This is a genomic window from Streptomyces sp. NPDC102490 (assembly GCF_044765285.1).
In the GTDB taxonomy this organism is placed as follows: Bacteria; Actinomycetota; Actinomycetes; order Streptomycetales; family Streptomycetaceae; genus Streptomyces.
Map to the genome: position 1 here is coordinate 209,486 of NZ_JBIWJU010000002.1, position 23,159 is coordinate 232,644.

Annotated in this window: 20 protein-coding genes; 10 read left to right on the forward strand and 10 right to left on the reverse strand. The window is 70.0% G+C overall.

Going from position 1 to position 23,159, the window contains the following annotated elements; genetic code table 11:
- The first annotated feature begins 48 nt into the window (after positions 1-48).
- Positions 49-1,326, forward strand: a complete 1,278-nt coding sequence (locus ACIRGB_RS04440) for an MFS transporter (protein ID WP_403858519.1) — start codon at positions 49-51, stop codon at positions 1,324-1,326.
- Between the two features lie 105 nt (positions 1,327-1,431).
- Complete coding sequence (locus ACIRGB_RS04445) at positions 1,432-1,959, forward strand: hypothetical protein (protein ID WP_403858521.1); 528 nt, start codon at positions 1,432-1,434, stop codon at positions 1,957-1,959.
- Between the two features lie 73 nt (positions 1,960-2,032).
- Here the strand turns inward: ACIRGB_RS04445 and ACIRGB_RS04450 are convergent, their stop codons facing one another.
- Entirely contained in the window at positions 2,033-3,478 is a 1,446-nt protein-coding gene (locus ACIRGB_RS04450; RefSeq protein WP_403858523.1) for a CCA tRNA nucleotidyltransferase, read from the reverse strand.
- A gap of 225 nt (positions 3,479-3,703) precedes the next feature.
- Here ACIRGB_RS04450 and ACIRGB_RS04455 point away from each other — a divergent pair, with 225 nt between their 5' ends.
- From ACIRGB_RS04455 to trxA, 7 genes are all read left to right on the forward strand, one after another.
- Positions 3,704-6,109: a DUF6049 family protein gene (locus ACIRGB_RS04455; protein ID WP_403858525.1), complete on the forward strand. Its 2,406-nt coding sequence runs from the start codon at positions 3,704-3,706 to the stop codon at positions 6,107-6,109.
- Between the two features lie 44 nt (positions 6,110-6,153).
- Entirely contained in the window at positions 6,154-8,601 is a 2,448-nt protein-coding gene (gene murJ / locus ACIRGB_RS04460) for a murein biosynthesis integral membrane protein MurJ (RefSeq protein ID WP_403858527.1), read from the forward strand.
- A gap of 139 nt (positions 8,602-8,740) precedes the next feature.
- Positions 8,741-10,459 (forward strand): protein kinase family protein, encoded by a 1,719-nt coding sequence (locus ACIRGB_RS04465; protein WP_403858529.1) that lies wholly within the window; start codon positions 8,741-8,743, stop codon positions 10,457-10,459.
- Between the two features lie 30 nt (positions 10,460-10,489).
- Positions 10,490-11,215, forward strand: a complete 726-nt coding sequence (sigM, locus tag ACIRGB_RS04470) for an RNA polymerase sigma factor SigM (RefSeq protein ID WP_403858531.1) — start codon at positions 10,490-10,492, stop codon at positions 11,213-11,215.
- 17 nt (positions 11,216-11,232) lie between these two features.
- On the forward strand, positions 11,233-12,081 hold the full coding sequence (locus ACIRGB_RS04475) for an anti-sigma factor family protein (protein ID WP_403858533.1): 849 nt from the start codon (positions 11,233-11,235) through the stop codon (positions 12,079-12,081).
- 158 nt (positions 12,082-12,239) lie between these two features.
- Positions 12,240-13,208 (forward strand): thioredoxin-disulfide reductase, encoded by a 969-nt coding sequence (gene trxB / locus ACIRGB_RS04480; protein WP_104633793.1) that lies wholly within the window; start codon positions 12,240-12,242, stop codon positions 13,206-13,208.
- Between the two features lie 39 nt (positions 13,209-13,247).
- The gene (trxA, locus tag ACIRGB_RS04485; protein WP_003975042.1) at positions 13,248-13,580 is read left to right on the forward strand and encodes a thioredoxin; all 333 of its coding nucleotides are present in this window, start codon (positions 13,248-13,250) and stop codon (positions 13,578-13,580) included.
- A gap of 90 nt (positions 13,581-13,670) precedes the next feature.
- Here the strand turns inward: trxA and ACIRGB_RS04490 are convergent, their stop codons facing one another.
- The 9 genes from ACIRGB_RS04490 to rpmH form a co-directional block, all read right to left on the reverse strand.
- Complete coding sequence (locus ACIRGB_RS04490) at positions 13,671-14,288, reverse strand: GNAT family N-acetyltransferase (RefSeq protein ID WP_403858536.1); 618 nt, start codon at positions 14,286-14,288, stop codon at positions 13,671-13,673.
- 343 nt (positions 14,289-14,631) lie between these two features.
- On the reverse strand, positions 14,632-15,732 hold the full coding sequence (locus ACIRGB_RS04495) for a ParB/RepB/Spo0J family partition protein (protein WP_403858538.1): 1,101 nt from the start codon (positions 15,730-15,732) through the stop codon (positions 14,632-14,634).
- The gene (locus ACIRGB_RS04500; RefSeq protein WP_403859298.1) at positions 15,729-16,802 is read right to left on the reverse strand and encodes a ParA family protein; all 1,074 of its coding nucleotides are present in this window, start codon (positions 16,800-16,802) and stop codon (positions 15,729-15,731) included. Before ACIRGB_RS04500 ends, ACIRGB_RS04495 begins: the two co-directional genes overlap by 4 nt.
- Before the next feature lie 284 nt (positions 16,803-17,086).
- Positions 17,087-17,806: a 16S rRNA (guanine(527)-N(7))-methyltransferase RsmG gene (gene rsmG, locus ACIRGB_RS04505; protein ID WP_052836785.1), complete on the reverse strand. Its 720-nt coding sequence runs from the start codon at positions 17,804-17,806 to the stop codon at positions 17,087-17,089.
- Between the two features lie 124 nt (positions 17,807-17,930).
- Positions 17,931-18,443: a protein jag gene (locus ACIRGB_RS04510; protein ID WP_403858540.1), complete on the reverse strand. Its 513-nt coding sequence runs from the start codon at positions 18,441-18,443 to the stop codon at positions 17,931-17,933.
- 15 nt (positions 18,444-18,458) lie between these two features.
- Positions 18,459-19,754 (reverse strand): membrane protein insertase YidC, encoded by a 1,296-nt coding sequence (yidC, locus tag ACIRGB_RS04515; RefSeq protein WP_403858542.1) that lies wholly within the window; start codon positions 19,752-19,754, stop codon positions 18,459-18,461.
- Positions 19,755-19,757: 3 nt separating this feature from the next.
- Positions 19,758-20,132, reverse strand: coding sequence for a membrane protein insertion efficiency factor YidD (yidD, locus tag ACIRGB_RS04520; protein ID WP_403858544.1), 375 nt, complete (start codon positions 20,130-20,132; stop codon positions 19,758-19,760).
- Entirely contained in the window at positions 20,129-20,500 is a 372-nt protein-coding gene (gene rnpA, locus ACIRGB_RS04525) for a ribonuclease P protein component (RefSeq protein ID WP_104633800.1), read from the reverse strand. Before rnpA ends, yidD begins: the two co-directional genes overlap by 4 nt.
- 21 nt (positions 20,501-20,521) lie before the next feature.
- Positions 20,522-20,659: a 50S ribosomal protein L34 gene (rpmH, locus tag ACIRGB_RS04530; RefSeq protein WP_003975051.1), complete on the reverse strand. Its 138-nt coding sequence runs from the start codon at positions 20,657-20,659 to the stop codon at positions 20,522-20,524.
- A 377-nt stretch (positions 20,660-21,036) separates the two neighbouring features.
- Between rpmH and dnaA the strand changes: the two genes are divergently transcribed.
- On the forward strand, positions 21,037-23,046 hold the full coding sequence (gene dnaA, locus ACIRGB_RS04535) for a chromosomal replication initiator protein DnaA (protein ID WP_403858547.1): 2,010 nt from the start codon (positions 21,037-21,039) through the stop codon (positions 23,044-23,046).
- Positions 23,047-23,159 lie beyond the last annotated feature (113 nt).

Genomic DNA, 23,159 nt, shown 5'->3' on the forward strand with positions numbered 1-23,159 from the left:
CCGGGTCGCATGACCCGGGGGCCTTTCCCGTATGTGAGGCTGTGCCCCATGGCCGTCGTCCGTGACCTGCGCGTCCTGCTGCGTCTGAAGGGGTTCCGGCGCCTGCTCGCCGTCCGTCTGCTCTCCCAGGGGGCCGACGGTGTCTACCAGGTCGCGCTCGCCACGTACGTCGTCTTCTCCCCGGAGAAGCAGACCTCGCCCGCCGCGATCGCCTCCGCGATGGCGGTGCTGCTGCTTCCGTACTCCCTGGTGGGCCCGTTCGCCGGTGTCCTCCTCGACCGCTGGCGCCGCCGCCAGGTCTTCCTCTACGGCAACCTGCTGCGCGCCCTGCTGGCCTCGGTGACCGCGGTGCTGATGATCGCTTCCGTCCCCGACTGGCTCTTCTACGTCTCGGCCCTGTGCGTCACGGCCGTCAACCGCTTCGTCCTCGCGGGCCTGTCCGCCGCGCTGCCCCGGGTGGTCGACGCCGAACGCCTGGTGATCGCCAACTCGCTCTCCCCGACGGCCGGCACCCTGGCCGCCACCGCGGGCGGCGGCCTCGCCTTCGTCGTGCGCCTCGTGGTGTCGGACTCCGACGCCGCCGTGGTGCTGCTCGGCGCCGGCCTCTACCTGTGCGGGGCACTGGCGTCGCTGCGGATCGCCGTGGAACTGCTGGGCCCCGACCCGGCACGTGTACCGCCCAGGCTGGCCTCGGCGCTCACCGGCACGGCCCGTGACCTGGTGGCGGGCGTACGTCACCTCGCCGCACCCGCCCGCCGGGAAGCGGCCTGGGCGCTCGCGGGCATGACGCTGATGCGGTTCTGCTACGGCGCCCTGCTGGTCATGCTGCTGATGCTGTGCCGGTACTCCCTGACCTCGGACACGGAGGAGGGGCTCGCCCTGCTGGGGCTGGCGCTGGGGGTGTCCGGAGCGGGCTTCTTCGCGGCGGCGGTGCTCACCCCCTGGGCGGCGGGACGGCTGGGGCCCGGTCGCTGGATGGCCGTGTGCGCGACGGTCGCCACCGTGCTGGTGCCGGCGCTGGGCCTGCCGTTCGCCACGGCGCCCCTGCTCGCCGCCGCGTTCGTGCTGGGCCTGACCACACAGGGGGCGAAGATCGCGACCGACACGGTCGTGCAGTCCTCGGTCGACGACGCGTTCCGGGGCCGGATCTTCTCCGTCTACGACGTGCTGTTCAACGTGGCCTTCGTCGGGGCGGCCGGGGTGGCCGCCCTCATGCTGCCGCCTGACGGCCGGTCGGTACCGCTGGTCTTGACGGTCTCCGCGATCTACGGAGTGGTTGCGGCAGCTATGGCCCGGTTTGAGAGCCGGCAAGTGTCACATCAGTGACACAGAGCCCCACCGGACTACAGGGTTGTCAGGGGGACCCGGTAGCTTACGTGCGTCTTATCTCGCGGCATGTCCGCGACACGTACCTATTTCAGGGGGACCCCAGTGACCACCCAGCCGCCGCCTCAGGGCAACCCGTTCGCGCAGAACCAGCCGCAGGCGCCGCAGCAGCCTCAGGGGCAGAACCCCTACGCCCAGGGGCAGCAGGGCTTCCCCCAGCAGGCCGGCCAGCCCGGTCAGCCCGGATTCCCGCAGCAGGGTGCGCCGTACGCCCCGGTGCCGCCGCAGCCGGCCCGCCGCAAGCCGAGCTTCAAGATGATCAAGAACATCGTCATCGCGGTGGTCGTCGTGGGTGTCGCGGTCGGCGGTTACATCGCCAGCCGGGACGACGCCGACACGGCCGCGGTGGGCGATTGCATGCAGCGCGGCAGCACCAGCGACACCGATCCGGACCTTGAGGTCGTGGACTGCGGGGACGCGAAGGCCAAGTACGTGGTGCTGGCCAAGATTGAAGGATCCTTCTCCGCCCTCACTGCTGAGAGCAAGTGCTCGGAAGCGGCCAAAGACTTCCAGTACTCGTACACCGAGAGTGGCAGCGGCAGCGACTTCCTGCTCTGCCTGAAGGACAAGTAGGCCCGGTCTCCCACCGCGAAGGGGCGATGTTTCACGTGAAACATCGCCCCTTCGTCTGTCCGTCACCTCCGGGTCACGACTCCTGATCGGCCCACCACTCCTTCAGCGCCGCCACCGCCGCGTCATGCGTCATCGGCCCGTTCTCCAGACGAAGCTCCAGCAGGTGCTTGTACGCCTGCCCGACGGCCGGTCCAGGGCGGATGCCGAGGATCTCCATGATCTGGTTGCCGTCCAGGTCCGGGCGGATCGAGTCCAGCTCCTCCTGCTGCTGAAGCTGCGCGATCCGTTCCTCCAGACCGTCGTACGCACGGGAGAGGGCCGCCGCCTTGCGCTTGTTCCGCGTCGTGCAGTCCGACCGCGTCAGCTTGTGGAGGCGGTCGAGCAGCGGTCCGGCGTCCCGGACGTAGCGGCGGACCGCGGAGTCCGTCCACTCACCCGTGCCGTAGCCGTGGAAGCGCAGATGCAGCTCGACCAGGCGTGAGACGTCCTTCACCAGCTCATTGGAGTACTTGAGCGCCATCATGCGCTTCTTCGTCATCTTCGCCCCGACCACCTCGTGGTGGTGGAAGGAGACCCTGCCGTCCTTCTCGAAGCGGCGGGTGCGCGGCTTGCCGATGTCGTGCAGCAGGGCGGCCAGGCGCAGGGTCAGGTCGGGCCCCTCGTCCTCCAGGGCCATCGCCTGCTCCAGGACGATGAGCGTGTGGTCGTAGACGTCCTTGTGCCGGTGGTGCTCGTCACGCTCCAGCCGCAGGGCCGGCAGCTCGGGCAGGACCCGCGCGGCGAGGCCCGTCTCCACCAGCAGGCTCAGGCCCTTGCGCGGGTGGGAGGAGAGGATGAGCTTGTTCAGCTCCTCCCGGACCCGCTCGGCGGAGACGATGTCGATGCGCCCGGCCATGTCGTGCATGGCCTTGACGACCTCCGGCGCCACCTCGAAGTCGAGCTGCGCGGCGAAGCGCGCGGCCCGCATCATCCGGAGCGGGTCGTCCGAGAACGAGTCCTCGGGGGTCCCGGGCGTACGCAGGACACGGGACGCGAGGTCGTCGAGGCCGCCGTGCGGGTCGATGAACGCCTTCTCCGGGAGCGCGACGGCCATCGCGTTCACGGTGAAGTCGCGCCGGACGAGGTCCTCCTCGATGGAGTCGCCGTAGGACACCTCGGGCTTGCGCGAGGTGCGGTCGTACGCCTCCGACCGGTAGGTGGTCACCTCGATCTGCCAGCCGTCCTTCTGTCCCCCGACCGTGCCGAACGCGATCCCGACCTCCCAGACCGCGTCCGCCCAGGGACGCATGATCTTCAGTACGTCCTGGGGGCGGGCGTCGGTCGTGAAGTCCAGGTCGTTGCCGAGCCGCCCGAGCAAGGCGTCCCGGACCGAACCGCCGACCAGGGCGAGCGAGAACCCGGCCTCCTGGAAGCGGCGGGCGAGATCGTCGGCGACAGGGGCGATCCGCAGCGGCTCACTCACCGTGCGGTGCTGCTCCTGGCTCAGGGCGCTGGGGCTGACTTCGTTGGCGTTCGGCACAACAGAACAGGGTACGTGGCCCGGGCGGAGACAAGCGCCCCCATAAAGCGCGCACCGAATCCCCCGCTTCCGTACCGCTCCCTTTATAGGCGCACATAGCGGGAAGCCCGGTCCGGCCGCGGATCTTGTGGCGTACTCCGCGGCACTTCCCCTCGCCGCACATCGTTACCATGCGTGGACGCACATTCCGACGACCACTGATCACGACGAGGGACGGGCGAGCGCGTGGCCGAGGCGGCAGACTTCCAGGGCACCAGTGCCTCACCTGCCCGCCGGTGGCTGCGGCGCACCACGGCACTGCTCGCCGGGGCGCCGCTGCTGGCCGGCCTGGTCCAGCTGCCCGCCGCCGACGCGGCGCACGCCGAGGAGACGGCCGCCGCCCTGACCGACTCCGACGCGGGCTCGGTGGCCGTGGCCGTCGACTCGCTCACCCCCTCCGCGCCCACGGACGGGGACACGGTGACCGTGTCGGGCACCGTGACCAACCACGGCAAGCGGACCGTCACCGACGCCCATGTGGGCCTGCGGGTGGGCCCGCCGGTCGACACCCGCTCCTCGGTCGACGCGATCGCCAAGGACAGCGACAATCTCCAGGGCTCCATCTCCCCGGAGATCGACAACAAGTACAGCGAGAAGTTCTCCAAGCTCACCCCCGGTGTCGCCGAGCACTTCAACATCTCCGTGCCGGTCGACGACCTGAACCTGGGCGACGACGGCGTCTACGAATTCGCCGTCTCGCTGTCCGGTGAGACCTCCGCGCAGCCGTGGGAGCAGATCCTCGGCATCCGGCGGACCTTCCTGCCGTGGCAGCCCGACGAGGCAGGCACCAGGACCAAGACCACGGCACTGTGGCCACTCGTCTCGACGACGCACATGGCCGCCGAAACGGGACCGAACGAGGAGCAGACCCCAGTCTTCCTCAACAACGACCTGGCGAAGGAGATCTCCCCCGGCGGTCGGTTGAACCAGATGGTGACGCTGGGCAAGGATCTCGACGTCACCTGGGTGGTCGACCCGGACCTGCTGGCGTCCGTCGACGCGATGACGGGCAGCTACCGCGTCCGGGACGGGGACAAGACCACCGCCGGCACCCACCAGACGGTCGCCAAGCAGTGGCTGGCCGACTTGCAGGACGCGGTGGCCGACAAGGAGGTCGTCGCCCTCCCCTTCGCCGACCCCGACCTGGCCTCCCTGGCCCACAACGGCACGGACGTCACCGGCTCGCTGAGTCAGCTCAAGGACGCGACGGACGTCGTCGACAACACGGTCGAGCCGATCCTGCATGTGAAGCCGAACACCGACTTCGCCTGGCCCGTGGACGGCGCCGTCGACCGGTCGATCGTCAAGGTCGCCACCTCGGCGGGCGCCGACAAGGTGCTCGCGCGCAGCGACAGCTTCCAGGAGACCAACGGCCTGTCCTACTCACCGTCCGCCGCCCGTCCCATCGGCGGCGGCACCACGGCCGTCGTGGCGGACGCCCGGATGTCCAGGGCCTTCGAGGGCGATCTGACGAACGCGTCCGCCTCCACGCTGGCCGTGCAGCGCTTCCTCGCCCAGAGCCTCGGCCTGGGGCTCCAGACCGACAAGCAGCGCAGCGTCGTCGTCGCCCCGCAGCGCATGCCCTCCGGCAGCCAGGCCCGCGCGATGGCCGAGGCGCTGCGGGCCCTCCAGAGCGGCACCTGGTCCCAGTCCCAGAAGCTGGCGGCAGCCTCCGCGGCCAAGCCCGACCCGGACGCCACCACCACGGTTCCGGGGTCCTCCTCCTACCCGTCGGCGCTGCGCAAGAAGGAGCTGCCCCGGTCGGCCTTCGTGGAGAGCGCGCGGACGCAGGACGCGCTGGACGGCTTCAAGGTCGTGCTCTCGGACCCGTCCCGGGTGGTGACCCCCTTCGGACGCGCCCTCAACCGGGAGATGTCCGTGTCCTGGCGCGGCCGGGCCGCCGAGGCGAAGTCGTTCCGCGCCGGAGTGAAGTCGTACCTCGACGGGCTGGCGGGCCGGGTCAGACTGATCGACAAGTCGGAGACGAAGCTGTCCGGGCGCAGCGCCACCATCCCGGTCACGGTGCAGAACAACCTCGTGCAGGACGTCGGCCCCTTGGTCCTGCGGCTCACCTCGACGAATCCGACGCGCCTCGAGATCGACGGCGCCGACTACGAGGAGCAGCCGATCTCGGTCTCCGGCGGCCACAGCCAGTCGGTGAAGTTCACCACGTCGGCCAACGCCAACGGCCGGGCGACGGTGATCGCCCAGCTGTACACGAAGGACGGGCGGCCGTACGGCAAGCCCGTGACCTTCGACGTGAAGGTCACCGAGGTCACGGCCACCGTGATGCTCGTCATCGGCGGCGGCGTCCTGCTGCTCGTCCTCGCCGGGTTCCGGATGTACACGCAGCGCAAGCGGGCCGCGGCCCGCGCCGCCGGGAAGGGCGAGGAGGGCGACTCCGAGGAGCCGGAGGCGCCGGAGAACTCCGAGAACGGCCCGGAGAACCCGGAGGGACCCGAAGGACGTCTCCCGGAGGGGTCCGCGGCACCGGCCCGGGCAGCCGACCCTGAGCAGCCGAGTGACCCGACACCGGACACCGCAGCGGAAAGCACCGACCCGTCCGGCACGGGTGAGAGAGTGGACCGTTGAGGATGTCGTGGCCGGTCGGCCCGGGACGATGAGGTGGGGTAACCATGAACGCGCCGTACGACGGTGACCGCGGTCAGGCCGTGGACGGCTCGGGTCACCCCCAGGGCCCGCCGCCGGACCCCGGGCAGACGCCGCCGCAGCAGCCGGACATGTACCTCCAGGACGCCTACGACCAGGACCCCTACCGGGCGCAGGACCTCTCCGCCCAGGACCCGGTCTCCGAGGCGCTCTACGACCGCGCCGCGCACCCCCCTCCGCCGCCGGGCACCTACCCGCCGCAGCAGCCGCTGTACTCCCAGCCCTCCCCGTCCCCCTACGCCCCCGACCCCCGTGTCTGGGCCCCGACCCCGGCCCCCGAACCGGAGGGTCCGACGCAGTACCTGCCGTACGGCGACGACCCTCGGACCACCCAGTTCGTGGGCGTCGACGACCTGGTCGGCCAGGCCGGCGACCAGCGTCACGAGCCGGACGCCTTCGCCCACCTCTTCCGCGACCAGCAGCAGGGCGGCGGCCACCCCTCGTACGACGACCAGGCGGCCGTGCCCGCCCCGGCCCCGGAGCCGGGACCGTACGGCGGTGCGGCGGGGCCGGGGCAGTACGGCACGGCGCCGGCCCCGGGACCGTACGGCGGACAGCAGGAGCCCGGCCCGTACGGAAACGCTCCGGCGCACGGACAGCCGCACGGACAGTACGGCGGTCCCGCCGCGGCGCAGGGGCAGTACGGGAGCCCCGCGGCGCACGGACAGCACGCGGCGCCCGCGCCCGGCCAGTACGCGGTGGCACCCACGCCCGAGGCGGCCGAGGCACCCCTTCAGGAGCCCGAGCCCGCCCCTGCGGCCGCCCCGGCCGCGCCCAAGAAGGGCGGGCGCGCGGGGGGCCTGCTGAAGTCCAGCGCCGTGATGGCGGCGGGCACGATGGTGTCGCGGCTGACCGGGTTCGTCCGGTCGGCGATGATCGTTTCCGCCCTGGGCCTCGCCCTGCTGGGCGAGTCCTTCCAGATCGCCTACCAGCTGCCGACGATGATCTACATCCTCACCGTCGGCGGCGGCCTCAACTCGGTCTTCGTTCCCCAGCTCGTCCGCGCCATGAAGGACGACGACGACGGCGGCGAGGCATACGCCAACCGACTGCTGACCCTGGTCATGGTGGCCCTCGGCCTCCTCACCGCGCTGGGGATGCTGGCGGCCCCGCTACTGGTTCGCGCGCTGTCGAACCCGGTCGCCTCGGACCCCGCGGCCAACGAGACGGCCGTCACCTTCACCCGGTACTTCCTGCCGTCCATCTTCTTCATGGGCGTCCACGTCGTGATGGGGCAGATCCTCAACGCCCGTGGCCGGTTCGGCGCGATGATGTGGACCCCGGTCCTGAACAACATCGTCATCATCGTGACCCTCGGCATGTTCCTCTGGGTCTACGGCACGGCCGCCGACTCCGGGATGACGGTCGCGACCATCCCGCCGGAGGGCAAGCAGCTCCTCGGCATCGGCATCCTGCTCGGCCTCGTCGTCCAGGCCCTGGCGATGATCCCCTACCTGCGCGAGACCGGGTTCAGACTCCGGCTGCGGTTCGACTGGCGGGGCCACGGCCTCGGCAAGGCAGCGATGCTCGCCAAGTGGACGATCCTGTTCGTCCTCGCCAACCAGGCGGGCGCCCTGGTCGTCATCCAGCTCGCCACGGCGTCGGTCACGGACACCGACCTCGCCGGCACCGGTTACAGCGCCTACGCCAACGCCCAGCTCATCTGGGGCCTGCCGCAGGCCATCATCACCGTCTCCCTGATGGCCGCCCTGCTGCCCCGCATCTCCCGCTCGGCGTCCGAGGAGGACGGGGGAGCGGTCCGCGACGACATCTCCCAGGGCCTGCGCACGACGGCCGTCGCCATCGTGCCGGTCTCCTTCGGCTTCGTCGCGCTCGGCATCCCGATGTGCACCCTGATCTTCGGCTCCTCGGGCACGGGCGCGGCCACCAACATGGGCTACATGCTGATGGCCTTCGGCCTCGGTCTCATCCCGTACTCCGTGCAGTACGTCGTCCTGCGCGCCTTCTACGCCTACGAGGACACCCGGACGCCCTTCTACAACACCGTCATCGTGGCCGTGGTCAACGCCGCCGCCTCGGGTCTGTGCTTCCTCCTGCTGCCCTCGCGGTGGGCCGTCGTCGGCATGGCGGCCAGCTACGGCCTGGCCTATGTGATCGGCGTGGGCATCGCCTGGCGCAGGCTGCGCAAGCGGCTGGGCGGGGACCTGGACGGCGCCCGGGTGCTGCGGACCTACGCCCGGCTGTGCATCGCGTCCGTCCCGGCCGCCCTGCTCAGCGGTGCCGCCTGCTACGCGATCAGCCGCGAGCTCGGCCAGGGCGTCGTGGGTTCGTTCGCCGCGCTGCTGGCCGGCGGAGTGCTGCTGTTCGGTGTCTTCTTCGTCGCCGCCCGCCGCATGCGCATCGAGGAAGTCAACTCCCTGGTGGGCATGGTGCGCGGACGCCTGGGACGCTGAGGGCCGGGGTAGGCGCACAACCATCGTCCGCCGCTGTGTGTCGTGCATAGCGGCGGACTGTGGGCACAATTGGGTTCGGCGTCGGACGCGCGGATCGGGAGTCGGCCGACGCGCACGGAATGGGGAGGCAGGAACGACGGTGGCGGAACGGAGCACAGCTGCCGTCGACGTGGCAGACAACAGCGGCGAGGAGCCGCTGACCGCACAGGCGGACCAGTCCACGGCCGACGGGGTGGCCAACAACCGGGAGCGGGACACGGACAGCGACGAGGCACAGGGGACCCCCACGAGCGAGGAATCCGGCAAGGCCTCGCCTCCCGAACTGCACAGCGGGCACAAGCTGGCCAGACGCTACCGCCTCGAGGAGTGCGTCACCCGTCTGGACGGCTTCAGCAGCTGGCGGGCCGTCGACGAGAAGCTCCGCCGCGCCGTCGGGGTCCACCTCCTCCCGGCGGACCACGCGCGAGCCCGGTCCGTGCTGGCGGCGGCACGCTCGTCCGCCCTGCTCGGTGACCCCCGCTTCGTCCAGGTCCTGGATGCCGTCGAGGACAACGACCTCGTCTACGTCGTGCACGAGTGGCTCCCCGACGCCACCGAGCTGACCGCGCTCCTCGCCTCCGGGCCGCTGGAGGTGTACGACGCCTACCAGATGGTCAGTCAGGTCGCGTCGGCCATGGCGGCCGCCCACCGTGAGGGCCTCGCCCATCTGCGTCTGAACCCCAACGCGGTGCTGCGTACCTCGACGGGCCAGTGGCGGATCCGCGGGCTCGCCGTCAACGCCGCGCTGCGCGGCATCAGTTCCGACACCCCGCAGCGCACCGACACCGAGGCCATCGGCGCCCTGCTGTACGCCACGCTCACCCAGCGCTGGCCGTACGAGAACGACGCGTACGGTCTGGCGGGTCTGCCCAAGGACATCGGGCTGATCCCACCGGACCAGGTGCGGGCCGGCGTCCACCGCGGCCTGTCCGAACTGGCGATGCGGGCGCTCGCCAACGACGGTGCCACCGCTTCCCGTCACGAGTCCCCGTGCACCACGCCGGAGGAACTGGTGAAGGCGATCGGCGAGATGCCGCGCATCCGCCCGCCGGAGCCGGCGTACACCGCTCCGCCCCAGTACCAGCGCACGGCCTACCAGCAAGGCCCCTACGGGCGTCCGGCAGCGCACCCCGGGGTCACCCAGCCCGTGCCGACGCCGCCGCCCCCGTTGCAGAGCCGTACCGGCAAGGCCCTCAAGTGGAGCGTCTCGGCCCTGCTGATCGCCGCACTCGGCCTCGGCAGCTGGCAGCTCGCGGACGCCCTCATGGAACGGGGCGGCAAGGCCGACGACCCGAACCAGACCCAGACGGTGGACGGCGACGACAAGAACGACGAGCAGACCAAACCGGTCAAGCCGATCAGCGTTCAGGGAGCCCAGGAGTACGTCGCCAGCGGCAGCGCCCAGGCACCGCAGGACGTGACCAACACCTACGACGCCGACGCCTCCACCTTCTGGCGCACCAAGAAGTACAACGAAGGGCCGCAGCTCGCGCCGTACAAGCCCGGAGTCGGCATCGTCTACGACCTCGGTTCGCCGCAGGACGTCTCGACGGCGTCCATAGGACTCCGGTACACCGGTGATCACACCACCGTGCACTTCTACGCCACCGATGCACTGTCGCCCTCGACGGGAGTCGACGGCATGACGGAGATCGCCAGTGCCACCACGACCGGCTCCTCGCTCACGGCGAAGGCGTCGAAGCCCGTCAAGACGCGGTACGTCCTGCTGTGGATGACCGACGTGCCGAACGCGCCGTCCGACGGCTACAGCGGCGCCGGCTACAAGCAGGCGATCACCGACGTGACCTTCAAGGGCTGAGGGTCCGCCGAGGAAAGGGGGAGGGGGCCGATGGCAGATGACACCGCGTACGACGGCATCGGCGACCAAACCCTCCTCGCCCGCCACGTCGAGGGGGACTCGGACGCCTTCGGTGAGCTGGTGCGGCGTCACCGCGACCGTCTCTGGGCCGTGGCCCTGCGGACGCTGGGAGATCGCGAGGAGGCCGCCGACGCCGTCCAGGACGCGCTCGTCTCCGCCTACCGGGCCGCGCACACCTTCCGCGGGCAGGCAGCCGTCACGACCTGGCTGCACCGGATCACGGTGAACGCCTGTCTGGACCGTGCCCGCAAGGCCGCCTCCCGGAAGACCGCGCCCGTCGACGACACCGAGCGCCTGGAGCAGCTGCTGGAGCCGCACGAGTCGGCCTCCGCTCCCGCCGAGCGCAATGATCTGCACCGCCAGCTGCTGGCGGCCCTGGGCACCCTGCCGCCGGACCAGCGGGCCGCTCTCGTGCTCGTCGACATGCAGGGCTACCCCGTCGCGGAGGCCGCCCGTGTCCTCGACGTACCGCCCGGGACGATCAAGAGCCGATGTGCGCGGGGCAGAGCCAGGCTCCTGCCGCTGCTCACCCACCTGCGACCGGACGGCAGCGGCGAGGGCGGGAAGCCCGGCTCGGAACGGAACCGGACGCCGGGGGCATCCGTCCCACCCGCAGCGGGACCGTCGGAAGCAAAGCCGTCGGAGGCAGGGCCGAGCGATTCAACCGCAGTGAAGGGCGGAGGTGGACGAGCGTGACGTCGTCGACGACAGACATGACCGGGCATCCTGACGTCGCGGAGATCGCCGACCTCGCCGAAGGCATCCTCCCGACCGCCCGGACCGCCGACCTACGGCAGCACCTGGAGAACTGCGCGCTCTGCGCGGACGTCTACGCGTCGCTGGGGGAGATCCAGGGTCTGCTCGGCACCCTCCCGGCCCCGGCCCGCATGCCGGACGACGTGGCCGCCCGTATCGACGCCGCCCTGGCGGCCGAGACTCTGCCGGACGTCCCCGACGGCGCGCGTGTTTCACGTGAAACATCGACGCCGGTCGACCGGCCCGCCGGACACGCCCGCTCCTCCTCCACCGGTCCCGGCCGCAAGGACCGCCGCCGGGGCGGACGGCGACGGATCGCTGTACTCGGCGCCGTGGCCGCCGCTGCCGCCATCGGACTCGGCTCGGTCATCGTGTCCTCCCTCACCGGGGAGAGCCCTTCCGGCAACACCGCCCAGGAGCAGCAGACCGCAGTCGCGGACACCTTCTCCGAGGGCCGGCTCCAGGACCAGGTGACCAGCCTCATCGCGGCCGGGGGCACCCAGAACGGGGCACCCACACCGCGCAGCTTCGGTATGGAGTCCGAGAACGGTGGCGAGACCACCGAGAACCATGTCTTCAAGCAGCCGACCGTCCCCGAGTGCGTCCGGAAGGGCATCGGCCGCGACGACGCGGTGATCGCCACGGAGCAGGGTGTCTACAAGGGCAGGGAGGCACTGCTGGTGGTGCTGCCCGATGCCGCCAACGACACTCGGGTCACCGCCTACATCGTCGAGGCGGCGTGCGTGGATCAGCCCGCGGTCGGCAAGGCCAAGATCCTTCTGAAGCACTCCTACGCCCGTCCGTAGCGCTCGGGCCTCTTCCTCGCCACGTGGCCCGGTCCTGACGCCGTGTGCCCGGGCACAGCGGGAATGCGCGCCCCGTAGGATCCGTTAGGTGGGGTGAGAGTTCCGAGTGCAGCTCCACCCGGCCCTGAAGACGCAGTCCAGAGACGAGGAATGAAGCCGTGAGCGACGTCCGAAACGTGATCATCATCGGCTCCGGGCCCGCCGGCTACACGGCGGCGCTCTACACCGCGCGAGCGTCGCTGAAGCCGCTGGTGTTCGAGGGAGCCGTCACCGCGGGCGGAGCGCTGATGAACACCACCGAGGTGGAGAACTTCCCCGGCTTCCAGGACGGCATCATGGGCCCCGAGCTCATGGACAACATGCGGGCCCAGGCGGAGCGCTTCGGTGCCGAGCTGATCCCGGACGACGTCGTGGCCGTCGACCTCAGCGGTGAGATCAAGACCGTCACCGACACCGCGGGAACGGTCCACCGGGCGAAGGCCGTCATCGTCACCACCGGCTCTCAGCACCGCAAGCTTGGCCTGCCGAACGAGGACGCACTCTCCGGCCGCGGCGTCTCCTGGTGCGCGACCTGTGACGGCTTCTTCTTCAAGGACCAGGACATCGCCGTGATCGGCGGCGGTGACACCGCGATGGAGGAGGCCACGTTCCTCTCCCGCTTCGCGAAGTCCGTGACGATCGTCCACCGCCGGGACACCCTGCGCGCCTCCAAGGCGATGCAGGAGCGCGCCTTCGCCGACCCGAAGATCACGTTCGTCTGGGACAGCGAGGTCGCCGAGGTCCAGGGCGAGCAGAAGCTGGCGGGCCTGAAGCTGCGCAACGTCAAGACCGGCGAACTCTCTGATCTGCCGGTGACCGGCCTGTTCATCGCGATCGGCCACGACCCGCGCACCGAGCTCTTCAAGGGCCAGCTCGACCTGGACCCGGAGGGCTACCTGAAGGTCGACGCGCCCTCGACCCGCACCAACCTGACGGGTGTCTTCGGGGCCGGCGACGTGGTCGACCACACCTACCGACAGGCGATCACCGCCGCGGGCACCGGCTGCTCCGCCGCTCTCGACGCCGAGCGCTACCTCGCCGCCCTCAGCGACGAGGACAAGGCGGAGCCCGAGAAGACCGCCGTCTGACCATCCCATCCCCCGCACCAACCAGTTAAGGAGCCCGCCGTGGCCGGCACCCTGAAGCATGTGACCGACGACTCCTTCGAGCAGGACGTCCTCAAGAACGACAAGCCCGTCCTGGTGGACTTCTGGGCCGCCTGGTGCGGTCCGTGCCGCCAGATCGCGCCGTCCCTCGAAGCGATTGCCGCCGAGTACGGCGACAAGATCGAGATCGTCAAGCTGAACATCGACGAGAACCCGGGTACGGCTGCCAAGTACGGCGTCATGTCCATCCCGACCCTCAACGTCTACCAGGGCGGCGAGGTCGCCAAGACCATCGTCGGCGCCAAGCCGAAGGCCGCGATCGTCCGCGACCTCGAGGACTTCATCGCCGACTGACGATCGACGACCGACGTTTCACGTGAAACACGAGGGGGCCGACCCGCACGGGTCGGCCCCTTCTGCTTCCCGCCTTCTCCGGTGCCGTCCTTACAGCGGACGCAACGCCGGTTCCTTCTGTACGGCGCCGAGCAGGCGGTCCAGTGCCATCTCCACGTCTTCCTTCCAGGACAGCGTGGACCGCAGATCCAGCCGCAGTCGCGGATGCCGGGCATGCGGCCGGACCGTCTTGAAACCCACCGCCAGCAGATGGTCCGCCGGCAGGACACAGGCGGGCTCCTTCCAGCGGGCGTCCCCGAACGCCTCGATGGCCTTGAAGCCACGGCGCAGGAGATCCTTGGCAACCGTCTGGACCATCACCCGGCCCAGTCCCTGGCCCTGGTACCCCGGCATCACGAACGCGGTGATCAGCTGGACCGCGTCGGAGGAGACCGGACTGGTGGGGAAGGCCGCCGAGCGCGGTACATACGCGGGCGGTGCGTAGAGCACGAAGCCCACCGGCACGTCATCGACGTAGACCACCCGGCCGCAGGACCCCCAGTCCAGCAGGACGGCGGAGATCCAGGACTCCTTCTCCAGGGCCGGCGTGCCCGCCTTTACCGCGGCCTCGCCACTGACGGGGTCCAGTTCCCAGAAGACACACGAGCGACAGCGCTGGGGAAGGTCCTGAAGGTTGTCCAGCGTGAGCGGTACGAGCCGGCGCCCCATGAAGGCTGTTCCTCGCTTCCTTCCCCTGCCGCGTCCCGGGCGGCTGTCAGAGCGCTCCGTTCCCTGAGCAGGCTGCCGACGAACCCACCGACCGCGCCCAGCCCCAAGCCCGCGCTCACCAGTTCGGTGCGGCTCATCGTGCGCATGGCCCCTGCCTTCCTCTCAGAGGTACTGCCAGGTGACAACGCCATCTCGATCGCATCGTATCCACGATGCGGTGGCCCCGACACCGACGCACAGTAAAGGGCGGGCCGTGTTCCGGTCTGCACCGGACACGGCCCGCCCTTGTGGCAGCCGAAGCACCCGTGAGTGCTCCCTCTACCCGAACATCAGGGCCCGAACATCAGGCGTCCCCGTCCTCGTCCTCGCCCTCCAGGAGCCCCTTCTGCAGGACCGGCCCCTCGCCAGGAGCGAGACTTCCGAGGATCCGCTCCAGGTCCTCCATGGAGGCGAACTCGACGGTGATCTTGCCCTTCTTCTGTCCCAGGTCGACCTTCACCCGCGTCTCAAAGCGGTCCGAGAGCCGCGTGGCCAGGTCGGAGAGCGCCGGGGACACCAGCGAGCCGGCCCTCGGGCCCTTGGCCCGCTGCGGCTTCTGCGGCCGTGAACCCATCAGGGTCACGATCTCCTCGACCGACCGCACCGAGAGCCCTTCGGCCACGATGCGATGCGCCAGCCGGTCCTGCTCCTCCGGATCGTCCACGGACAGCAAGGCCCGCGCATGCCCCGCGGAGAGCACGCCTGCCGCCACCCGGTTCTGCACCTTCGGGGAGAGCTTCAGCAGACGCAGGGTGTTGGACACCTGCGGGCGGGAGCGACCGATACGGTCCGCCAGCTGGTCGTGCGTGCAGTTGAAGTCCTTCAGCAGCTGGTCGTAGGCGAACGCCTCCTCCAGCGGGTTCAGCTGAGCGCGGTGCAGGTTCTCCAGGAGTGCGTCCAGGAGGAGCTTCTCGTCCTCCGTCGCCCGCACGATCGCCGGGATGGCGTCCAGCTCCAGCTCGCGGCAGGCACGGAAGCGGCGCTCACCCATGATGAGCTCATAGCGCCCGGGCTCCGTCGGCCGTACGACAACCGGCTGGAGAAGGCCGACCTCCCTGATGGAGGTGACGAGTTCGGCCAGCGCGTCGTCGTCGAAGTCCTTGCGCGGCTGCTTCGGGTTCGGCGTGATGGCGTCGAGGGGCACCTCGGCGAAGTGCGCCCCCAGGGGCGGCCGCAGTCCCTCCACGCCCTGCGGTGCGAACGGCTCTTCTGTTTCACGTGAAACAGGCGGCAGCGTGGCCACCTTCGCCGCCGCCACTCCACGCTCGTTCGGCAGCAGCGGCATGGTCCCGGGGGACGCGGAGGCCGCGGTTCCCAACGCCGCCGAGGCAACCGACTTCTCGGTCGGGGCGTTGGGGATCAGCGCGCCCAGACCACGACCCAACCCCCTCCGTCGCTCACTCACTGGATCCCCTCCACCATGCTCGGATCATTCTGGGCGCCGAGGTGAGCGTGGGTCGCGTCGTAGTTGACGCCCACACCCTTCAGCGCGATCTCACGGGCCGCCTCCAGATAGGAGAGGGCTCCACTTGATCCTGGATCGTAGGTCAGTACCGTCTGCCCGTAGCTCGGGGCCTCGGAGATACGGACCGAGCGGGGAATGCTCGTCCGCAGCACCTCCTCGCCGAAGTGGCTGCGCACCTCGTCCGCGACCTGCGACGCGAGCCGCGTCCGTCCGTCGTACATGGTGAGGAGGATCGTCGACACATGCAGCGTGGGATTGAGATGCCCCCGCACCAGGTCGACGTTGCGCAGCAGCTGACCCAGGCCCTCCAGGGCGTAGTACTCGCACTGGATCGGGATCAGCACCTCCTGGCCCGCGACCAGAGCATTGACGGTCAGCAGGCCCAGGGAGGGCGGGCAGTCGATGAGGATGTAGTCCAGCGGCTGTTCGTAGGCCGCGATCGCCCGCTGGAGACGGCTCTCGCGTGCGACCAGAGAGACCAGTTCGATCTCCGCACCGGCGAGATCGATCGTGGCGGGCGCGCAGAACAGGCCCTCGACATCGGGGACGGGCTGGACCACTTCCGAGAGCGGACGGCTCTCGACCAGCACGTCGTAGATGGAGGGGACATCGGCGTGATGGTCGATGCCCAGCGCGGTGGAGGCGTTGCCCTGCGGGTCGAGGTCGACGACCAGGACTCTCGCGCCGTGCAGGGCGAGTGACGCGGCAAGGTTGACGGTCGTCGTCGTCTTGCCCACACCGCCCTTCTGGTTGGCCACGACCATGACCCGGGTCTGCTCGGGTCTCGGCAGCCCCTCGCCGGCGCGGCCCAGAGCCTCCACGGCGAGTTGGGCAGCACGACCGATCGGAGTGTCGTCCATCGGAGGCGGTGTTTCACGTGAAACATCCGCTCCCATCGACTCGGTACGGGGACCGGGGACCGGATCGGTCATCGGTCCCGCGATATTGGCGTCGGACCGCAAGGATTCACTCTCCTCGACTTCAGGCTCGCAATGAACAGAGCCTCCCATGCCTTCGGGGTCATGAACCAGTGAGGCCTGGTCTTCTGTGGAGAAATCCACCTCTGTGGACAACTCCGTGCCCTCTCCGAGCGATCCGAGAGGCTTTCGGTCGCGGGGGTCGGCCGCGGCGCGGCCGCGACTGATGATGCCGTGCAGCAGTGAGCGACGTTTCACGTGAAACACGATGCACAGCAGCCGTTGCCGAGCTGCCGCGACACTCCGGCATGCGCAGGCAGGGCAGCTTGTGTGGAGTAGGGCGGACCGTCACGGCGACCATGAACCGCCTGGGGCCGCTATCCGCGACGTCGGCGTGTCCGTCCGGTCCGGGCGGCCTTGGCCCGCTTGGCTGCGAAGCGCACGCCACCGGGGCTCTCTCCGACCTCGACCCGCACCACGGTGGACATGGGGTCCACGACGCCCTCTCCGACGTGCAGGATGGACGTCTCCTCCGCACCGAGTTTGCTCAGCGCCGCGGTCGCCGCCTTCAGCTCCTCCTCGGCCGTGTCGCCCTTGAGGGCGAGCATCTCGCCGTACGGGCGCAGCAGTGGGATGCCCCAGGTGGCGAGGCGGTCCAGGGGAGCGACGGCGCGGGCCGTCACCACGTGCACCGGCGGCAGCTTGCCCATGACCTCCTCGGCCCGTCCCCGCACGACGGTGACATGGTCCAGGCCCAGCAGCTCCACGACCTCGGTCAGGAAGTTCGTGCGGCGAAGCAGCGGCTCGAGCAGGGTGATCTTCAGGTCTTCCCGTACCAGTGCCAGCGGGATCCCGGGCAGCCCGGCTCCCGAGCCCACGTCGCACACCGTCACTCCCTCGGGCACGACCTCGGAGAGCACCGCGCAGTTCAACAGGTGCCGCTCCCAGAGCCGGGGCACTTCACGCGGACCGATCAGACCGCGCTTCACCCCCGCCTCGGCGAGCAGTTCCGCGTAGCGGACCGCGTCCGCGTAGCGATCACCGAACACGTCACGTGCCTGCTCGGGTACAGGGGGGAGCTCCGCTGCCTCCGACACGGGGACCGTCCTTCCGTACGGCACCGACGCACTGGGCGTCGGTGCCAGAACCACCAGAACTATCAGGCTGACAAAATTCGGCCCCGCCTGCGCAACAGACGGGGCCGGAGAACGAGAGAACCGCTCAGGCGGGAAGCACGACGACGAAGCGCTCCGGCTCCTCGCCCTCGGACTCGCTGCGCAGTCCGGCGGCCTTGACCGCGTCGTGCACGACCTTGCGCTCGAAGGGCGTCATCGGCTTCAGCCGCACGGACTCGCCGCTGCTCCTGACCTCGGCCGCGGCCTTGGCGCCCAGCTCGGACAGCTCGGCGCGCCGGTCGGCCCGGTAACCCGCGATGTCCAGCATCAGCCGGCTGCGGTCACCGGTCTCCCGGTGCACGGCGAGGCGGGTGAGCTCCTGAAGAGCCTCCAGCACCTCACCGTCCCGGCCGACCAGCTTCTCCAGGTCCCTGCTCTGGGTGTCGCTGATGATCGAGACGGAGGCACGGTCGGCCTCGACGTCCATGTCGATGTCGCCGTCGAGGTCGGCGATGTCGAGCAGACCCTCCAGGTAGTCCGCGGCGATCTCGCCCTCCTGCTCGAGGCGGGTGAGGGTGTCTGCACCCTCGGCAGCGGCGGAGGTGGTGCCTTCCGTCACGGGATGGACTCCTTCTTACTTCTTCGACGGGGACTTGGGCCGCTGCGGGCCCTTGCGCTGTCCGGACTGGGCCTTGCTGCGGCCACCGCCGCCGGACTTCTGGGCCGGCTTCTTGGCACCGGCGGCAGGCTTGGCGTCCTGCTTGCCGGCCGGTTCGGCGTCCTGCGGCTCGTCCGACTTGGTCAGCGACGTCTTCGGCTCGGCCTCGCCGGCGGGCTTGGCCTGGCGCTGCGACTTGCTCTGCCGCTTGGGCTGCTGGCGCTTGGGCTGAGCCGTGGTCGTCACGGTCGAGCCGTCCGCACTCTGGGCGGCCACGGCGGCCTCGTTCTTCACCACGGTGCCGTCGGCCTGGGCGGCCATGCCGGCCTTGTTCAGACCGTTGATGAACTTCCGCTCGGCCTCGTTGCGGTCCCGGCCCTTGGCGACGATGGCCTTCACGATGGCCTTCTGGCCCCGGCCGCGGATCCTGCCGTGCTCGGTGACGCTCTTGTGCAGCCGCTCCAGGTAGGCGGCCTGCGCCTTGGAACCCGGCGTCGGGTTGTTGCGGATGACGTACATCTGCTGGCCCATGGTCCACACGTTGGTGGTCAGCCAGTAGACGAGGACACCGACGGGGAAGTTGATACCGAAGACGGCGAACATGACCGGGAAGACGTACATCAGCATCTTCTGCTGCTGCATGAACGGCGTCTTCACCGTGGTGTCGACGTTCTTGGTCATCAGCTGGCGCTGGGTGAAGAACTGCGACGCCGACATCAGCACGATCATGACCGCGGTGATGACCCGGACGTCCGTCAGCGAGGCACCGAGGGACTCCACCTTGGACGCACCGTCGGTGAACTTCGCGGCCAGCGGGGCGCCGAAGATGTGCGCCTTCTGGGCGCTCTCCAGCAGTGGCTGGTTGATCTTGCCGATGGTGTCGCCGGACGCGATGCCGTTGAGCACGTGGTACAGGGCGAAGAAGAACGGGGACTGCGCCAGGATGGGAAGGCACGAGGAGAGCGGGTTGGTACCCGTCTCCTTGTACAGCTTCATCATCTCTTCGGACTGACGCTGCTTGTCGTTCTTGTAGCGCTCCTGGATCTTCTTCATCTCCGGCTGGAGCGTCTGCATCCCGCGCGTCGCCTTGATCTGCTTCACGAAGAGCGGGATCAGGCAGATACGGATGAGGATCACCAGGGACACGATGGACAGGCCCCAGGCCCATCCGGTGTCAGGTCCGAAGATCGCCCCGTACACCGTGTGGAACTGGACGATGACCCAGGAGACGGGCCAGGTGATGAAGCTGAAGAGGCTGGCAATCGTGTCCACTAATCATGCTCCTTGGGCATGGGGCGAGGTCTCTGCGGCCGGGCCCGAAGGACGGGACGGGCTCGGGTGAGCAGGTCCTCCTTCGGTGGCCGGTTCGGCGGCGGAGGTCCCGCCCTTGCGTGCCCGCCAGGCGGCTCGCAGCGTTTCGTGCCACCGCGGGCGCTTGCGCGGCGGAACATGGTCCACGCCGCCCAGCGACCACGGATTGCACCGCAGGATGCGCCAGGCGGTGAGCGCGGTGCCCTTGACGGCTCCGTGCCGGTCGATGGCCGTGTAGCCGTAGTGGGAACACGACGGGTAGTACTTGCACACCGGCCCCAGCAGCGGACTGATCGTCCACTGGTAGAGCTTGATCAGAGCCAGCAACGGGTACTTCATCGCGCGCCCCCTCCCAGTAGCCGCTCCAGGGCGGCGTCCAGGTCTCGGGCCAGCTGTGCATGGTCGGCGTCACCCGCACCGGGCAGCGCTCGTACGACTACCAGGCTACCGGGGGGCAACAGGTCGATCCGGTCGCGCATCAGATGGCGAAGCCTGCGCTTCACCTTGTTGCGCACGACCGCACCGCCCACGGCTTTGCTCACGACGAAACCCGCACGTGTCCGGGGAGCGCTCTCCCCAGGCGCGTGCGGGTCCGTGGCACCGCTTCGAAGGTGGACGACGAGGGCCGGGCGGCCGGCCCGGCGCCCCCGTCGTACCGCGGTCGCGAAGTCCTCGCGCCGCCTCAGCCGGTTCTCGGTGGGCAGCACGATGTCATGACCTGACCGGGATCAGGCGGACAGACGGGCGCGACCCTTGCTGCGGCGGGTCGCGAGGATCGCGCGGCCGGCACGGGTACGCATACGCAGCCGGAAGCCGTGGGTCTTCGCGCGGCGACGGTTGTTCGGCTGGAAGGTGCGCTTGCTCACTCGGGGGCTCCAGAAAGATTCGGGTGTTGGCGGGGTGCCGTCCTGGCTGTCACCGTGCGCCCACGAGTAGCTCGCGTTACGCCCGAGTGCACCGCTTTTGGATCACCTTGGACGTGACCTGTGCCCATCGGAGGCAGGCGGCAGCAGCCATCGACAACTCGACCTGGTTACGGTACGTGCGACTGCGCCATTCGGTCAAACCAGCGGTGACCGGGAGACACTTGTCCACAGGCTGGGGACAACAACTTGAACCCTACCCGTCGCGCTGACTACCGTGACTGGACTCCGATTCGTTCCCTTATCCCTGCCCCACTCGAGTTTCATCCCGACCCGTCCCCGAATCACACCTTCGAGGGACTCGTGAGAGAGCGTGCCCTGTGGCTGACGTACCTGCCGATCTTGCCGCAGTGTGGCCACGCGTATTGGAGCAACTTCTCGGAGAGGGCCGCGGGCAGGGCGTCGAGTCGAAGGACGAGCACTGGATCCGCCGCTGCCAGCCCCTCGCGCTGGTCGCCGACACCGCCCTGCTCGCCGTACCGAACGAATTTGCGAAAGGCGTACTGGAGGGCCGTCTCGCCCCGGTCGTCAGCGAGACCCTGAGCCGCGAGTGCGGGCGCCCGATCCGCATCGCGATCACCGTCGACGACACCGCGGGCGAACCGGCCGGCCCCGCTCAGCAGGCCCCCCAGGCACCACCCTCCCGCCCCCAGCCCCGCTACGAGGAGCCCGAGCTCCCCGCCCCCGGACAGGGCGGCGGCGGCCGCGAGGAGTACCGCGACGAGTACGAGGGGTACGGCCGCCACCGCGCCGACCAGCTCCCCACGGCCCGGCCCGCCTACCCGCAGGAGTACCAGCGCCCCGAGCCCGGCTCCTGGCCCCGCCCCTCGCAGCAGGACGACTACGGCTGGCAGCAGCAGCGCCTCGGCTTCCCGGAACGGGACCCCTACGCCTCCCCGTCGCAGGAGCCGTACGGCCAGGAGCCGCCGCAGTACTCCCACGAGTCCCACACCCCGTACCAGCAGGACTACCGGCCGCAGCCCCCGGAACGCCCCTCGTACGACAGCCAGCGCGGCGAGTACGAGCAGTCCCGGAGCGACTACGACAAGCCCCGCGGGGACTACGACAAGCCACGCGGCGACCACGAACAGTCCCGGGGCGAGTACGACGGTCCGCGCGGGGACTACGACCAGCGGCGCGGCGACTACGAGCAGCGCGGCCCGCGCCGTGAGCTGCCCGACCCCCCGGCCGGCTCCGGGCACGTGCACCGCGGCGGCCCGGTCGGCCCCGGTCCCGCCACCGGGGCGCCCGGACCGCTGGCCGCACAGCCCGCGCCGGCGACCGGCCCCGGCGAGCCGACCGCGCGCCTGAACCCGAAATACCTCTTCGACACCTTCGTCATCGGCGCCTCCAACCGCTTCGCCCACGCGGCGGCCGTCGCCGTCGCCGAGGCACCCGCGAAGGCCTACAACCCCCTGTTCATCTACGGGGAGTCGGGACTCGGCAAGACCCACCTGCTGCACGCCATCGGGCACTACGCGCGCAGCCTCTACCCGGGCACGCGCGTGCGCTACGTCAGCTCGGAGGAGTTCACCAACGAGTTCATCAACTCCATCCGCGACGGCAAGGGCGACAGCTTCCGCAAGCGCTACCGCGAGATGGACATCCTGCTGGTGGACGACATCCAGTTCCTCGCGGACAAGGAGTCGACGCAGGAGGAGTTCTTCCACACCTTCAACACCCTCCACAACGCCAACAAGCAGATCGTGCTCTCCAGCGACCGGCCGCCCAAGCAGCTGGTGACCCTGGAGGACCGGCTCCGCAACCGCTTCGAGTGGGGACTGATCACCGACGTCCAGCCGCCGGAGCTGGAGACGCGTATCGCGATCCTGCGCAAGAAGGCGGTCCAGGAGCAGCTCAACGCGCCGCCGGAGGTCCTGGAGTTCATCGCCTCGCGGATCTCGCGCAACATCCGCGAGCTGGAGGGCGCGCTGATCCGGGTGACGGCGTTCGCGTCGCTCAACCGGCAGCCGGTGGACCTGGGCCTCACCGAGATCGTCCTCAAGGACCTGATCCCCGGCGGCGAGGACTCGGCCCCCGAGATCACGTCCACGGCCATCATGGGCGCGACCGCGGACTACTTCGGCCTCACGGTCGAGGACCTGTGCGGCACCTCGCGCGGGCGGGCGCTCGTGACGGCCCGGCAGATCGCCATGTACCTGTGCCGCGAGCTGACGGACCTCTCGCTGCCGAAGATCGGCGCGCTGTTCGGCGGCCGGGACCACACCACGGTGATGCACGCCGACCGCAAGATCCGCAATCTGATGGCCGAGCGGCGCTCGATCTACAACCAGGTGACCGAGCTGACCAACCGCATCAAGAACGGCTGACGGCCGCAGCCCCCGGCCACGAAGGCGCCTCCGGGACCCCCGGGGGCGCCTTTCGCGTGCCCCAGCGGGTCCCCGACGCGGCTCAGCGGGTCCCCGGCGCGGCCTCGGCGCGT